This window comes from Aquibium microcysteis (assembly GCF_014495845.1).
Taxonomy (GTDB): domain Bacteria; phylum Pseudomonadota; class Alphaproteobacteria; order Rhizobiales; family Rhizobiaceae; genus Aquibium; species Aquibium microcysteis.
The window spans coordinates 1924636-1938943 of sequence record NZ_CP061080.1; the positions used below are offsets into that span (position 1 = coordinate 1924636).

At 68.3% G+C, this 14308-nt stretch carries 15 protein-coding genes and 1 tRNA gene; 4 read left to right on the top strand and 12 right to left on the bottom strand.

Annotation, left to right across the window (positions count from 1 at the left end):
- Positions 1-4: 4 nt before the first annotated feature.
- Positions 5-748 carry a TetR/AcrR family transcriptional regulator gene (locus IAI54_RS08795; RefSeq protein WP_187971986.1) on the bottom strand — a complete coding sequence of 248 codons (744 nt, stop codon included), beginning with the start codon at positions 746-748 and terminating at the stop codon, positions 5-7.
- 316 nt (positions 749-1064) lie between these two features.
- On the opposite strand from IAI54_RS08795, the gene IAI54_RS08800 reads away from it, so the two are divergent.
- The 3 genes from IAI54_RS08800 (at position 1065) to IAI54_RS08810 (ending at position 2176) form a co-directional block, all read left to right on the top strand.
- Positions 1065-1140 (top strand) — tRNA-Lys (locus tag IAI54_RS08800).
- Between the two features lie 181 nt (positions 1141-1321).
- The gene (locus IAI54_RS08805) at positions 1322-1648 is read left to right on the top strand and encodes a hypothetical protein (RefSeq protein WP_187971987.1); all 327 of its coding nucleotides are present in this window, start codon (positions 1322-1324) and stop codon (positions 1646-1648) included.
- Between the two features lie 141 nt (positions 1649-1789).
- Positions 1790-2176: a PRC-barrel domain-containing protein gene (locus tag IAI54_RS08810; protein WP_187971988.1), complete on the top strand. Its 387-nt coding sequence runs from the start codon at positions 1790-1792 to the stop codon at positions 2174-2176.
- 63 nt (positions 2177-2239) lie between these two features.
- Here the strand turns inward: IAI54_RS08810 and IAI54_RS08815 are convergent, their stop codons facing one another.
- The 11 genes from IAI54_RS08815 to IAI54_RS08865 all read right to left on the bottom strand — a co-directional run bounded on the left by IAI54_RS08815 (position 2240) and on the right by IAI54_RS08865 (position 13265).
- Complete coding sequence (locus IAI54_RS08815; RefSeq protein WP_187971989.1) at positions 2240-3133, bottom strand: intradiol ring-cleavage dioxygenase; 894 nt, start codon at positions 3131-3133, stop codon at positions 2240-2242.
- Positions 3134-3143: 10 nt separating this feature from the next.
- Positions 3144-4898 (bottom strand): FAD-dependent oxidoreductase, encoded by a 1755-nt coding sequence (locus tag IAI54_RS08820; RefSeq protein ID WP_187971990.1) that lies wholly within the window; start codon positions 4896-4898, stop codon positions 3144-3146.
- Entirely contained in the window at positions 4891-5985 is a 1095-nt protein-coding gene (locus IAI54_RS08825; RefSeq protein ID WP_187971991.1) for a branched-chain amino acid ABC transporter permease, read from the bottom strand. The genes IAI54_RS08820 and IAI54_RS08825 overlap by 8 nt, the downstream gene beginning before the upstream one ends.
- Positions 5986-5992: 7 nt before the next feature.
- The gene (locus tag IAI54_RS08830) at positions 5993-6856 is read right to left on the bottom strand and encodes a branched-chain amino acid ABC transporter permease (protein WP_187971992.1); all 864 of its coding nucleotides are present in this window, start codon (positions 6854-6856) and stop codon (positions 5993-5995) included.
- Positions 6853-7563, bottom strand: coding sequence for an ABC transporter ATP-binding protein (locus tag IAI54_RS08835; RefSeq protein ID WP_187971993.1), 711 nt, complete (start codon positions 7561-7563; stop codon positions 6853-6855). The genes IAI54_RS08830 and IAI54_RS08835 overlap by 4 nt, the downstream gene beginning before the upstream one ends.
- Positions 7560-8273, bottom strand: coding sequence for an ABC transporter ATP-binding protein (locus IAI54_RS08840; RefSeq protein ID WP_420838300.1), 714 nt, complete (start codon positions 8271-8273; stop codon positions 7560-7562). Before IAI54_RS08840 ends, IAI54_RS08835 begins: the two co-directional genes overlap by 4 nt.
- A gap of 79 nt (positions 8274-8352) precedes the next feature.
- Positions 8353-9633: an ABC transporter substrate-binding protein gene (locus IAI54_RS08845; protein ID WP_187971995.1), complete on the bottom strand. Its 1281-nt coding sequence runs from the start codon at positions 9631-9633 to the stop codon at positions 8353-8355.
- 32 nt (positions 9634-9665) lie between these two features.
- The gene (locus tag IAI54_RS08850; protein ID WP_187971996.1) at positions 9666-10733 is read right to left on the bottom strand and encodes a maleylacetate reductase; all 1068 of its coding nucleotides are present in this window, start codon (positions 10731-10733) and stop codon (positions 9666-9668) included.
- Positions 10730-11374, bottom strand: a complete 645-nt coding sequence (locus IAI54_RS08855) for an alpha/beta hydrolase (protein WP_235679302.1) — start codon at positions 11372-11374, stop codon at positions 10730-10732. The genes IAI54_RS08850 and IAI54_RS08855 overlap by 4 nt, the downstream gene beginning before the upstream one ends.
- A 25-nt stretch (positions 11375-11399) precedes the next feature.
- Positions 11400-12347 carry a VOC family protein gene (locus IAI54_RS08860; protein ID WP_187971997.1) on the bottom strand — a complete coding sequence of 316 codons (948 nt, stop codon included), beginning with the start codon at positions 12345-12347 and terminating at the stop codon, positions 11400-11402.
- 18 nt (positions 12348-12365) lie between these two features.
- A complete protein-coding gene (locus tag IAI54_RS08865; RefSeq protein ID WP_420838270.1) occupies positions 12366-13265 on the bottom strand; it encodes a dioxygenase family protein in 900 nt (299 codons plus the stop codon).
- An 88-nt stretch (positions 13266-13353) separates the two neighbouring features.
- On the opposite strand from IAI54_RS08865, the gene IAI54_RS08870 reads away from it, so the two are divergent.
- The gene (locus IAI54_RS08870) at positions 13354-14304 is read left to right on the top strand and encodes a LysR family transcriptional regulator (RefSeq protein WP_187971999.1); all 951 of its coding nucleotides are present in this window, start codon (positions 13354-13356) and stop codon (positions 14302-14304) included.
- The last annotated feature ends 4 nt before the right edge of the window (positions 14305-14308 follow it).

Here is a 14308-nt window from a genome sequence, read left to right on the forward strand (position 1 = left end):
CGCCTCACGCGCAGGGAGGGCCGTCGCCTGGATCGAGGATGACGGGCTCGCCGCGCGCCACCCGCGCCGCGACGTCCTCCCGAAGTTCCATCTGTTCCGGGAGAAACAGCTTGCAGTAGGCCACGCTCGCCCGGTGCGCCTCCTCGAGTGCCTCGTCGGTGATGTCGCCGTCGCGCGCGTAGGAAATTCCCAGGACGGCATCGACCACTTCGATGAAGGTCAGGAACTTTGCCTCTGCGTCGCGGATCAGCGGCAGATGGAAGGCGCTGTTCAGCCGCCGGAACAGCAGATGCGCCGCAGCGGCGTTCTGCGCGAGTTCGGCCCGCCAGGTCTCCATCCCGCCGTAGCGGCCGAGGAAGAGCTTCATGGCCTGTGGCGTCGTGCGGAAGAAGTCGACGGCCTCACGCAGTTCCTGGGCGAGGAATTCCTGCCAGCTGCGCAGTGCCGAATGCGGCACCGGCCGGCGCTTCTGCATGCTGCGGATTTCCCACACGTAGCGCTGCACGAGCGCCATGAAGGCCGCCTCCTTCGTGGGAAAGAAGTGATAGACCGAAGCGGGAGGGACGCGCGCGTGTTCGGCGATCTGCGAGAGGCCGACGTCTTCGAGGTCGTGATCCACGAGCAACGCCTCGAGACTGTCCAGCAACCCCTCGTAGCGCAGGATGCCGCGACCGCGAGACGGCGTGCGCGGGCTGGCCCGCGTCTGCCGCTTCTCCGCCTTGGCGCCCTGTCCTTTGTCGATACCCACGTCTTCCCCTCTCCTTCCGGTCCAAGGCCAGCATAACGCATGTGGGGCGAATTGTTCACATTATGGAGAATGCGTGGAGAGATTCTTGCAGCGGCTTTCCCGCGCATGGGGGATCAGGGGGGCTGACGGGTGGACCACCCCGGCTGGTCATCCGGCCCGGTGACCTGCAGCGATCGACTCCGACCCCGGAGCGACGCGCCTGCGCCGGCAGGGCGGGAAGGCAGACGTGTTTTTGTCACGATCAAGGCTTGCATGCCGCGGATCGACCCGCTATGAACCCGCCACGTTCGAGGCCCGGACCGGCCGAGAACCCCGTGGGTGATTAGCTCAGTTGGTAGAGCAGCTGACTCTTAATCAGCGGGTCGTAGGTTCGATCCCTACATCACCCACCATCCTCCTCCCCTTCCTCCCGACCTGATCCGGCTGCCGGAACCTTTGCTCGCCGTCGCACCTGAGCGGCGGGATGACGTCGTCGCAACGCGCGCGAGGTCAGAAGGCATCGCCTCGCCATGGACCGGGAACATTGCGCGATCCCGTCGGTTGCGTCCGGACCACCGACCAGGGAGCAGCATCATGCAGGACGATCGAAGGACGACGGGGCCGCGCGCCTCCGACCACGCGTCGATTTCCTCCGGCAGCGGCGCCGAGAACCGCAACGAGCGCCGCGGCGCCGAGCCTGACGCAGGCGACCTGCGCGACCCGCAGGAAGTCTGGGCCGATTCGCAGACCAGTCCGCGTCCCGACGGCGGGACGACCGGTATGCCGGGGCGCGTCGCCGACCCCGGCGACCTCGGCAAGGCCAATCCGCAGCCCTATGCGACCGAGACTCAGGCGGATGCGCTGGCGCGGCAGACGCGGCGTGACGGGGATGAACGCCCGCCGGTGAAGCCGGCACGCTGATGGCGCGGCGCCCGCCCCGGCTGCCCGTCTCGCGGTGGCCGGGAAAGGGCGCACCGAGCCATCGGAGCCTTCTCGCCCGTCGGAACCTCCAGCGGGGCCTGGGAATTGGAGGGGAACGTTCAACCTGACGGAGAAGACCGCATGAAGTCCACCGCCGCACTCCTGATCGCCGCCACCTTCGTCGCCGCGCCGGCTCTCGCGCAGCAGGGGACCGCCCCCGCGACCGGTGCCGTCCTCGTCGAGATCGACCGCGATGCCACTCCCGTTCCAGGCCTCGGCATCTCGGTCGGCGAACTCGAGGACATGCGCATCTACGGCGCCAATGGCGAAGAGATCGGCGAGATCGACGACGTGCTCGGTGACGCGGCAGGCCAGCCTTCCGCGGTGACGCTCGAGGTCGGCGGCTTCCTCGGCGTCGGCGAGCGCGAAGTGGTCATCAACCTCGACGAGATCGAGGTCCAGGGCTTGCGGCTGACCCTCGACCGCACGCGCGAGCAGATCGAGGCGCTGCCCGCCCGGGCAGACTGATCGCGCGACCGAATAGGGAGTCTGGGCTGAACGCGCCGCCGCAGGCCTGGGATGGCGGGGCGGTCAGCGTTCCGGGGGACTTTCCCGTGCCAGCACGAAATCGTGCTCGACCGACCAGAACCAGCCGGAAAAGCCCAGCTCCTTCGCCCGCGCCGCATCGTCGACCCGGACGAAATCGGCCAGCAGGCTCTCCTTGACCCCGAACACCGCATCGGTCCCGATATAGGGATCGTGCGGATCGAAGATGTGGGTCGTCAGCGTCTCGAAGCCGCCCGCCTTGACGATGTAGTGCAGGTGCGCCGGCCGGAACGGATGCCGGCCGAGGCGGCCGAGCAGCTTGCCCACCGTTCCGTCGTCTGGGATCGGATAGAATTTCGGCTTCACCGCGCGGAACCAGTAGCGGCCGTCGGCGCCGGTGCGGAAGATGCCGCGCAGGTTGAAGTCGGGCTGGATCCCGTTCTGCTGGACGTCGTAGAACCCCTCGTCATTGGCCTGCCAGACGTCGATGACGGCGTCGGCGACCGGCCGCCCCTCGGTATCGAGGATGCGGCCCGACACCACCATGTCCTCGCCCTTGGCGTCGAGGCAGATATTGGCGCCCATCGGCAGTTCGGGCGCGTTGGCGACGTGGAAGGGGCCGAGCACGGTGCTTTCGGAAGCGCCTGAAGGCTTGCGGTTGTTGATCGCATCGACCAGCATCGAGACGCCGAGCACGTCCGACAGCAGGATGAACTCCTGCCGCCATTCGTTGCACAGCTGTCCCGTCTTCGTCAGGAACTGGATCGCCTCCATCCATTCGTCCTGCGTCGGCTCGATTTCCTTTACTGCCTCGTGCAGCTTGCGGGTGATCACCTCCATGGCGAACTTCAGCCGCTCGTCCTTCGCCAGCGCATTGCGGCCGGTGACGACGGCGACCGAGTTCTCCTCGGTGAAGTAGCCCTTCTCGTGCTCGTGCATGCCGGCCTCCTCAGCGCGCCAGGATCTGGGTCAGGACGCGACGGATCTCGGCTGCCGGGTCTGCCGCCATCGTCTCGCTGCGCCAGGCGACGTGCTGGTCGGGCCGGGTCAGCACCACGCCTGAGTCGCGCACCTCGCGGGCGCGTGCCCAGTCGCCGGTAAAGTCCTGCCACCGCTGGCGCGGTCCAATGACATGGGCGGCGATCTCGATTCCGAGTTCCATACCGACTGTTCTCGCCGCGTCGACCCAGCCCTGTCCGCCGATGCCGGTGAGGATCGTGAAACGCCCCTGCCCCGCCAGATCGAGCGACGAGACCCTGGCGCCGTGATCGTCGTAGAGCCAGACATGCGGCAGCCGGGCGCCGGGCCAGGTGGTCGGCTGGTAGTGCAGCTCGCGGTCCTTCTCGAAGGCAGGCTCCGCTGCGCCATCCGTGACCACCGCGTCCGAGACGTAGCGCTGGTTCATCTCGACGCCGTGCGCATCGAACTCGTAGACCTTGAAGGCGATCGCCTGGCGGATCGCCTCGCGCTGCGCCTCGGCCTCTGCGCCGTCGTCGCAGCGCGCGTCCATGTTCTGCTGCATCTTCACGGGATCGATCGAGTCGAGCAGGCCGAGCGCCTTGAAGATCGGCCCGAATTCCTCGATCGACCGGTTGGCGCGGGTCACGATCTGCTTGGCGATGGGGGCGCGCTCGACGCTGTAGCTGTCGAGCAGGCCCGGGCCGGCCTGCCCCTTCACCACCATGGCGAGCTTCCAGGCGAGGTTGAAGCCGTCCTGGATCGAGGTGTTGGAGCCGAGCCCGTTCGACGGCGGATGCCGGTGCACGGCGTCGCCCATGCAGAAGACGCGCCCGTTCTGCAGGTGCGTCGCGTACATGTTGTTGACGGTCCAGGTGTTGGCCGAGATCAGCTCGATCTCGAGATCGGGGTCGCCGACGAGGTCGCGCGCGACCTTGGTGGCCATCGCGGCATCGACGGCCGGCGCCGGCTCGTTGATGTCGTAGCCCCAGACGATCAGCCACTCGTTCCACGGCCGCACCATGCGCACCAGGCCCATGCCGATGCCGCCGACGTTGGAGCCCGGCTGCATCACCCAGTAGAGCACCGACGGACGGTGGGCGACGTATTTCGACAGGTCGGCCCTGAACAGGATGTTCATGGAGCCGGCGACGCCCATCTTCCCCTCGAAGGGCAGGCCGGCATGTTCGGCCACCAGCGAATTGCCGCCGTCGGCGCCGACGAGGAACTTCGAGCGGATCGTGAACATACGCTTCGTCAGCCGGTCGAGACAGGTCGTGGTGACGCCGTCGGCATCCTGCTCGTGCGACACGTATTCCGTCGACATCCGCGCCTGGGTTCCCCGCGAGCAGGCCGTCTTGAACAGGATCGGCTCCATGAAGGTCTGCGGCAGGTCGTTCATGTGCGAGGGCGACGACAGCTGGTGCTCGGCACGCGACAGCGGATGCTTGCCCCAGCTCTTCATCCGGCCGATCTCCTCGCCCGCCAGCGAGGTGCAGAAGATGTTCTCGCCCATCAGGTCCTGATGCGTGGCATGGAGATAGGCCTCCTTCTCCACTTCCGGACCGAGGTCGCGCAGCACTTCCATGGTGCGTTGGTTGGTGATGTGGGCGCGCGGCGTGTTGGCCAGCCAGCGGTAACGGTTCACGACCATGTTCTCGATGCCGTAGGTCGAGAGCAGCGCGGCCGTCGCCGAGCCGGCGGGGCCGGTGCCGATGATGAGAACGTCGGTGGTAATGTCAGCCATGCGGCCCTCCCCTTGTGCCTTGACGATCGATGGATGGTCCGCCCTTCAGGATGCGGCGGACGGGAAAGAACTGGATGCCGGTGCGGTCGGAAAACAGGCCCCACAGGCCGCGCGGCGCAAACAGCATGACGGCGATGCCGATCAGCCCGAGCACCAGCAGGTACCAGGAGCCGAAATCGGCGAGCGACTTCTGCAGCAGGAAGAAGACGATGACGCCGATGATGGGACCTTCGAGCGTGCCGATGCCGCCGATCACCACGATGAAGATGACATAGGCGGTCCAGTCGATGACCGAAAAGGCCGCATCCGGCGAGATGCGCGCCTTCTGGACGTAGATCAGCGCGCCGGCCATGCCGGTGACGAAGGCGACGGAGACATAGACCGCCCATTTGATGCGCCGCGCGTCGACGCCGATCGACCGCGCGGCCTCCTGGTTGTCGCGCACCGCCGAGAGCCCGAGCCCCTGGCGGGTCCGCAGGAGCCAGTAGATGAAGCCGATCGTGGCGCAGCACAAGGCGAGTGCCAGCCAGTAGGTCAGGATATCGGCCGCCTGGGAGGCGCGGACCGAGAAGGCGTCGGCGATCCATTGAACCGCCGCCATGTCGCGGATGGCGGCGTTGGGCAGCGACGTGCCGGTGCCGCCGCCGAGCGCCCGCCACTGCGCGAGCACGAGTCGCACGACCTCCGCCACCACCCAGGTGCCGATCGCGAAATAGGCGCCATGCAGGCGGAAGACGAAGAAGCCGGTGGCCACCGACAGCAGCGCCGCGGCGATCCCCGCGATCAGGATGGCCAGCATCGGATCGAGCCCGCCGAGGCTGACGCAGGCGAACATGGCATAGGCGCCGAAGCCGACGAAGGCCTGCTGCCCGACCGAGACCAGTCCGGCATAGCCGGCGAGCAGGTTCCAGTTCTGCGCCAGGACCAGCATGGTCAGGATCAGGAACAGGTCCTGCAGCAGGCTTCGCGAGACGAAGAACGGCGCCGCGAAGGCGAGCGCGACGGCCAGCGCGGCGACCGCGAGAAAAACCGTCGCGGCACGCGTGCGCGTTTCGACCCGCCAGACGGAGGAAGCAGGGTCCGACATCGCGGCCTCAGTCGTTGGCGCGCGGGAAGAGCCCGCGCGGGCGGAACAGGAGCACCAGCAGGAAGGCGACGTGCCCGGCGAGAATCTGCCATTCGGGATTGATCGCGGCGCCGAGCGTCTGCGCCACCCCGATGATGACGCCGCCGGCGAGCGTGCCCCAGAAGGAGCCGAGCCCGCCGATGATCACTGCTTCGAAAGCGTAGATCAGCCGCGCCGGGCCGATGGTCGGATCGATGTTCGACCGCGTGCCGAGATAGAGCGCCGCAATGGTCACGACGATCATGGCGATGCCGGTCGCGGTGGCGAAGAGCCGTTTCGGATCGACGCCCATCAGCCCGGCGGTGACGGGGTCGTCGGAGGTCGCGCGGAAGGCACGGCCGAGCGCGGTGCCGTAGAACAGCGCGTTCAGTGCCACGATGACGGCGACCGCCGACAGGAAGGTCAGGAGCGGCATGACGCCGACCGCGACCGGCCCGAGGTCGACGGAGGCAGCTTCCAGTCCGCCGACCGGAATGCGGCGGCTGTCGGCCGAAAAGCCTTCCAGCAGCGCGTTCTGGATGACGATCGACAGCCCGAAGGTGACGAGCAGCGGCGGCAGGATGTCGTCGCCCAGTGTGCGGTTGAGAACCACATATTGCAGCCCCCAGCCGAGGCAGAACATCACCGGCATGGCGACCAGCGCGGCCAGGAACGGGTTCAGGCCGAGCGCCGAGACGATGACGAGGATGAGAAAGGCGCCGAGCACGATCAGGTCGCCATGGGCGAGGTTGACCAGCCGCATGACCCCGAAGACGAGGCTGAGGCCCGCCGCGAACAGCGCGTAGAGCCCGCCGAGCAGCACGCCCTGGACGATGGTGTCGACTGAGATCATGCGAGCACCCCGAAATAGGCGGCGTGGATGTCCTCCCGAGAGAGTTCGGCAGGACGTCCGGTCAGCGTCACGCGGCCTTCCATCATGCAGGTGACGCGGTCGGCCACCTTCAGCGCCTGGCCGATGTCCTGCTCGACGATGACGAGCGATGCGCCGGCCGCGCGGATTTGCGGGAACGCCGCATAGATGTCGCGGATCACGACCGGCGCGAGCCCGAGGCTGATCTCGTCGCAGAGCAGCACGCGCGGGTTCGACATCAGCGCCCGGCCGATCGCCACCATCTGCTGCTGGCCGCCTGACAAGGCCGTGCCGGGATTGTTGCGGCGCTCCTTCAGGATCGGGAAGAGGTCGTAGACCGTTTCCAGCCGCCAGTGTCCCGCGACCTTGCGCCCGTACGCGCCGATCAGCAGGTTTTCCTCTACCGACAGCGAGGGAAACAGCTTGCGCCCTTCCGGCACCATGGCGATGCCCAGCGCCATCACCTGCGCCGCCGGCAGCGCGCCGATCGGCAGGCCGTCGAACGTCACCTCGTCCGGACCATTGGAGAGCACGCCTGCGATGGAGCGCATCAGCGTCGTCTTGCCCGCGCCGTTGGCGCCGATGATGGCGACGGTCTCGCCGGCCTGGAGCGAGAGGTCGACGCCGAACAGCGCCTGGAAGTCGCCGTAGCGCGCGGTCAGCCCCCGGGTCTCGAGCAGCGCGGTCATGCCTCCAGCCCCAGATAGATCTCGTGGACCGCCTTCGACGCCATGATGTCGTCCGGCCTGCCCATGCCGATCACCTTGCCGAAATCGAGCACGAGCAGCCGCTCGACCACCGAGGTCAGCGCATGCAGCACGTGCTCGATCCAGATGATCGACATGCCGGCGGCGTGGATGTCGCGGATGGTGGCCACCAGCGCCGTGCATTCGCCCTCCGTCAGGCCGCCGGCGATCTCGTCGAGCAGCAGCACCTTCGGATCGGTGGCGAGCGCGCGGGCCAGTTCCAGCCGCTTGCGCTCGAGCAGCGAGAGCTGGCCCGCAGGCACGTTGGCACGGCCGATCAGTCCGGTCTTCTCGAGGATGTCGGCGCAGCGTGCCGCCACCTCCGTCTCCCGCGCGCTTGAGCCGAAGGCGCCGGCCACGAGCAGGTTCTCGAACACCGTCAGCTTCACGAAGGGCTGCGGGATCTGGAAGGTGCGACCGATCCCCATGAGGCAGCGCTGCATCGGCGGAGCAGTCGTGACGTCACTGCCGTCGAAGACGATCCGCCCGCCATCGACCCGCAGATTGCCGGTGATCAGGTTGAACAGCGTCGACTTGCCGGCGCCGTTCGGCCCGATGATGCCGAGCGCTTCGCCGGGCGCGAGCGAGAACGTCACGCCGTCGGCCACCGTCAGGGCGCCGAAGCGCTTGCTGACGGCCGTAATGTCGAGCACGGGCTGCACGCCGACGGGCCTCCTCGCCACGAACCGGTTCAGAAAGGAAGGGGGCGGGCAAAGGCCGCCCCCGCAACGATCAGGAAATCGCTTCCATGCGGCCGCCGGTCGGAATGTTCGGCGCGGTCGCATTGTCCACGACGACGAGGTCGTAGCCGCCGCCGTCCTTCAGCCGCCACTGGCCGCCGACCAGCGGCGTCTTGGCGACGTTCTTCTGGGCGAAGGGCGGCAGGTTGGCGCCGTCCCAGGTGACCGGCCCGACCAGCGTGTCGAGTTTCGTCGCCGCGATGGCCGCTACCACCGCGTCGCGGTCGGTCGGATCGCCGGCCCGCTTGACGACGTCGACGGCGACCTCGAACAGCGCGTGGATGAAGCCGATCGGCTGCGTCCAGGGACGGCTCGTGGCCGCACTGAACCCTGCGGCGACCTGCGCGGAAGTCTCCCCGGTGAGGGACGACGTGAACGGGTGGCTGGGGGACCACCAGACTTCCGACGACAGATTGTGGCCGGCATTGCCGAGCGCCTCGACCGCCTGCGGGAAGAGAATCGCCTTGCCCATCGAGGCGACCTTCGGCGTGAAGCCCTGCTGCTTGGCCTGGTTCCAGAAGGTCGTGAAGTCCGGCGGGATCATCACGCCGGTGACGATCTGGATGTCGCCGGCCTTGAAGGCGTTGATCTGGGCCGAGAAGTCGTCCGTCAGGTTCTGGTAGCGGCCCGGATCGGTCAGCGTGTAGCCCTTCTCCTTGAGGACCGGCGGGAAACCGACGTTCGGATCGCCCCAGGCATTGCCGTCGCCATCGTTGGGGAAGAGGCCGCCGACCTGTTTGTTGGTCTCGACCTGCGCCCACATGTTGGTGAAGACGGCGATGACGTCCTCCAGTCCCCAGAAGAAGTGGAAGGAACTCTCGAAGGGCTGCCAGGAGGCGGGATCGCCGGGATTGCCCTGCTGGCCGATGAACCACGGCTGCCACGGCGCCATGGTCGAGATGCAGGGCATCTCCTCGGCCTCGCAGGTGGTGGTGACGGGGTTGGTGGTCTCCGGCGTCGAGGCGACGAGCATCAGGTCGATCTCGTCGCTGACGATGAGTTCATTGGCCACTTCGGCCGCGCGGTTGGGGTTGGACTGGCTGTCCTTGACGATGACCTCGATGTTCAGACCGGCAGCCTTCGTGGCCGACATGAAGCTGTCGATGACGAACTTGTCCGCCTCGGCGAAGGCGGCGAGCGGGCCGGTCTGCGGACTGACATAGCCGAGCCGGACCGCCCGGTTCTGGGCCAGCGCCGGCATGGCGAGGCCGGAGGTGCCGGCGAGTACCCCGGTCGCGGCTGCATTTCGCAGCAATGTTCTTCTGGTGATCATGTCGTCTCCTCCCTGTTGACGTGACTGCATTGTCAGTGCGGCGGCGACCGCCCCGCCCAGGCATCCTGGAGGAGCGATCGGATCTGCTGCCGGTCGAAAGGCCGGGGATTGGTATAAGGTCTTTCGGTCGCCAACTCCGCCGCGCGGTCGAGGTCGGCCTCCGAAAGGCCGAGATCGGCGAGCCTCGTCGGCGCGCCGAGCGCCTGCGCGAAGCCGAACAGGCCGCGCCCGGCGGTGTCGCCGAAGGCGTCGGCGATTGGAGCGAGCAGTCCGGGGACGGCGGCCGCGTTGAAGCCGACCGTGTGCGGCAGCAGGATCGCGTGCGTCTCGGCGTGCGGCGTCCCGAAGCTGCCGCCCAGCGTGTGGCAGAGCTTGTGGTGCAGCGCCATTGCCGAACCGCCGAGCGCGATGCCGCAGAGCCATGCGCCGTATTGCGCGCGACCGCGGGCCTCCACGTCGGACGGGTCGCGCAGGACGGTGGGCAGCGCCTCGGCCAGCGCCCGGACGGCCTCGGCCGACATCAGCGAAATCACCGGATTGCGGTCGACCGCGTAAAGCGCCTCGGCGGCATGGGCGAGCGCATTGAGGCCGGACGTCACCGTCATGGCCACGGGCAGCGTCAGCGTCAGGTCGACGTCGTAGATGACGGTCTCGGGCAAGATCGAGGGGTCCCGGCGGGTGATCTTCTCGCCCCCGGCGGTCTCACCCAGGATGTCGGTCATCTCGGAGCCGGCATAGGTGGTGGGAATGACGAGCTGATCGGCGCCGGTCCGCGTCGCAATGGCCTTGCCGAGCCCGATCGTCGAGCCGCCGCCGAGCGCAACCACGCAATCCGCCTTCGCCGCGTCGAAGACGGCGAGCGCCCGCTCTGTGACCTCGACCGGCGTGTGCATGGCGGCCTCGCAGAAGCTCGCGGCCGCGAGCGGACCGAGCCGCGCGGCGAGCGCGCCGGCGTCGGCCTCCTGGTTCGGCGTCGACAGCACGAGGGCGCGCGAACGGCCGAGCCGCTCCACCTCGGCTGCAGCCTGCCCGATGCTGCCGGCGCCGAAGATCACCCGCGAGCGCAGGCCGGGAAAGACGAAGGGCCGGATCGGAGTCATGGCATCGCCTCGTCGACTTGTGTCAGAAGCACGGCGAAAGCCTCGATCTCGGCGTCGCACACGGCATGGTCGCGGCCCGGGAAACTCTCGGCCCGCAGCCGCGCCCCGCAGGCGGCGAGATCGGCCGCCGCCGCGAAGGCCGCGGAAGCCGGGATCCAGGGGTCGGCGTCGCTGCCCGACAGATAGACGGGAAGGCCGTCGAGCCGGCGCCGCGGCGAGGCTTCCGTCGGCGGTCCGACCCGGCAGCCGGTCAGCGCGGCCAGCGCTCCGAGCGGGCGGTTGCGCCGCATGGCATGCTCGATGACCACGCAGGCACCCTGCGAGAAGCCGGCGAGGACCGGCCGCTCCGCCGGCACGCCGTCCGCCGAAGCCATCGCGATGCAGGCGTCGACGGCGTCGAGCGCCGCCTCGAGCTGCGCCAGCGTCGTCGCGGAGGCCGGATCGACGGCGCGGGCATCGTACCAGGCTCCGCCCGGTGCGCGCGGAAGGATGAAGTGCGTGTCGTCGTCGGGCAGGCGCCCGAGGACATGGGCGACCATCTCCTCCGGCGTCTGTCCGCGGCCATGGACGAACACGCACAGCCGCGCAGCTTCCCGGGCCGGGACGCCGAACCTCAGGGGCGTGTCGTGGAGCTGCGCCAAGGTCTGGTCCTCCCGCCTTGCCCGCCTACCAGCGGAACTCTTCGAGCCCGGCGATCATCTCGGCCTTGCGATCCTCGAACCAGGGCGGGAAGACCAGCGTGCGGCCGGTCTGGCCGGCCGGCTCGTCCATCGCCCAGCCCTGCGGCACCGTCCAGGCGATCTCGAACAGGGCACCGCCCGGCGAGCGGACGTAGCAGGACTTGAAGTAGTTGCGGTCCTTCTGGTCGGAGACGTCGGTGAAGCCGAGCCCTTCGAGATGCGCCTTCAGCTTCAGCTGGTTCTCCTCGTTCCCGGTATCCAGCGCCAGGTGGTGGATCGTGCCGCCGGCGAGCGTCCAGGTGCCCTGCGGCGTGTCGGGCTCGTGCAGCACCTCCACGGCCGTGGTCGCCTCGGCGCCGGGCAGCGTGAACTTCAGGTTCGCACCGTCCTCGCCGAGCTTCTCCATGCCCATGCCGACGCTCATGAAGTCGTCCATCGAGGTGCGGTCGAACACCGCGATGCCGACGCCGTAGATGCCCTTGATGCCGTTCTCGGCGGAAATGCCGTCGGAGACGATGGACCGTCGGTCGTCCTTCTCGGCCGCCACCAGTTCGTGCGGGATGCCGCTCGGATGGGCGAAGGCGACGCGGGGCAGGCCGAAGCGCTCGGTCCGCCCGGCCTTGAAGCCGGCGGCATTGAGCCGGTCCTCCCAGAAGTCGAGGCTCTGGCGCGGGACGGAGAGCTGGATGATCTTCGACTGGTTGGTGCCGCGTCGGCCGAACACGCCCGGCTTGCGGAAGGGGAAGGTGGTGACGATGGTGGAGGCATCGCCGGCGTCGTTGCCGTAATAGAGGTGGTAGACGGGCGTGGTGCCGTCGAAGAGAACGGTCTTCTTGATCGACTTCATGCCGAGCGTGCCGGTGAAGAAATCGAAATCCTCCTGGGCGCCGTCGACGCTCATGGTGACGTGGTGGTATCCGCTGATCAGTGCCATTTCGTTCCTCCCGTGATGTCAGAGCTTCTGCATGCATGTCGTGTCGTCGCCGGTACGGCGGTTGCCCGGCCGGGTGCGGACCAGGACGAAGTCGAACTCGAGCGACCAGAGGTGGCACCCGCCCGGGTCGCGATGGGGGCGGAAATCGCCGATCAGCTCCGGCTTCACCCCGAAGATCGCATCCTCGTGGACGTCCGGATCGGCAGGATCGTAGACCTGCGTGGTGACCGTATCGAAGCCCGCGGCCCTGACGAGGAAGTGGAGATGCGCCGGGCGCCGCAGCGGGTAGCCGATGCGGCCGAGCAACTGTCCGACCGGACCGTCGTCGGGCACCCGGTAGCCGGCGGGCTTGACGGTCCTCCAGGCGAAGCGCCCGTCCGCCCCGGTCTGGAAGACGCCGCGCAGGTTGAACTCCGGCTGCAGGTCGGGCTGCTGGTTCTCGTAGAAGCCCTGCGGATTGGCCTGCCAGGTCTCGATCGTCGCGCCGCCGATCGGCTGTCCGTCGAGATCGCGGATCTGGCCGGAGACGCCGAGCGGCTCTCCCTTGCCGTCGAGGCAGATGTCGGCGCCCAGCGGCAGGCGCGGCGCGTCGGCGCGGTAGAAGGGCCCGCGCGGCGTGTTGGGCGTCGCTCCTTTGGGCCGCTGCGAATTGATCTCCTCGACGAGCGCCGTCACACCGAGCAGATCGGACAGGAGCACCCATTCCTGGCGCCGCTCGTCGGCGGCGTGGCCGACCTCGGTCAGGAAATCCACCGCGGCCCGCCACTGCCCGGCACTGGGCCGGACGTCCCGCACCACCTGGTGCAGATGCGTCACCACCGCGGTCAACCCCCGGATCAGATCGTCCTGACCGCAACGCGACAGGCGCTCGCCGACGATGTCGGACGAACTCCCCTCGCTGAAGGCGATGCTTCCCACGATCACGCTCCTCCCAGAACAGTTGCAGCCTAGCAGCCGCAGACGCGGAGGTTGATGATTTCTTCGCTGATCGGTATAACGATCGGTTATGAAGCTCGACGAGCGACACCTGATACAGCTTGCAGCGGTCGTCCAGAGCGGCGGCGTGACCGAAGGTGCCGCCTCGCTCGGCCTGGCGCAGCCGGCGGTCTCGCGCACGCTGGCGATGCTGGAAAAGCGGCTCGGCGAGCCGCTCTTCGTCAAGGGACGCCGCCCGCTGCAGCCCACCCCGCTCGGCCGTGCCCTGGCCGAGCATGGGCAGGCGATGCTGATCGCCTCGCGCAAGGCGTCCGACCTCGTCACCAGCTTCCACCACGGCAGGAGCGGGCTGGTGCGCATCGGCGGCACGCCCTTCTTCATGGACGCGCTGATCTCCGGAACGATCGCGGAGTTCCAGAACCAGTTCCCCGACGTGCGCATCGACCAGAGCTACGGCTATCTGCCGGAACTCCAGGCCGGACTGCTCGCCGGCCGGCTCGACCTCGCGGTCTGCCCGGTCGACATCCTCGACGAGGGCTCAGGGCTGCGCTTCCAGGAGATCCTGCCCGGCCGCAATGTCGTCGCCTGTCGTTCGACCCACCCGCTTCTGCTGAAGCGCAAGATCCGGGCGCCGGACCTGCTCGACTACCCCTGGATCGCGCCGCCGCCCGGCAGCCCGCTGCTGGCCGACCTGCGCAGCCTGCTGCTCTCGCTCGGCGCGACCGAGATCAAGGTCCGCTATTCGGGGGGCTCGCTCACCAGCGCGATGACCTACCTGAAGGGCACCGATGCCCTGACCGTGCTGCCGCATGGCGTGGTCTTCGCATTCCGCAAGGAGAAGGCGATCACCGCCCTTCCGATCGGCCTGCCGCATCCCGAACGCGCGCTCGGCCTGCTCAGGCTCGCCGAAGCGCCGCGCTCGCCGGCGGCGGAAGCCTTCGCCGGCCATGTGAAGGAGAGCTTCGACACGCTGCGTCATCTCATCAAGCGGCACGAGCAGGCCGTCGTCTGGGGCGCCTGACCCG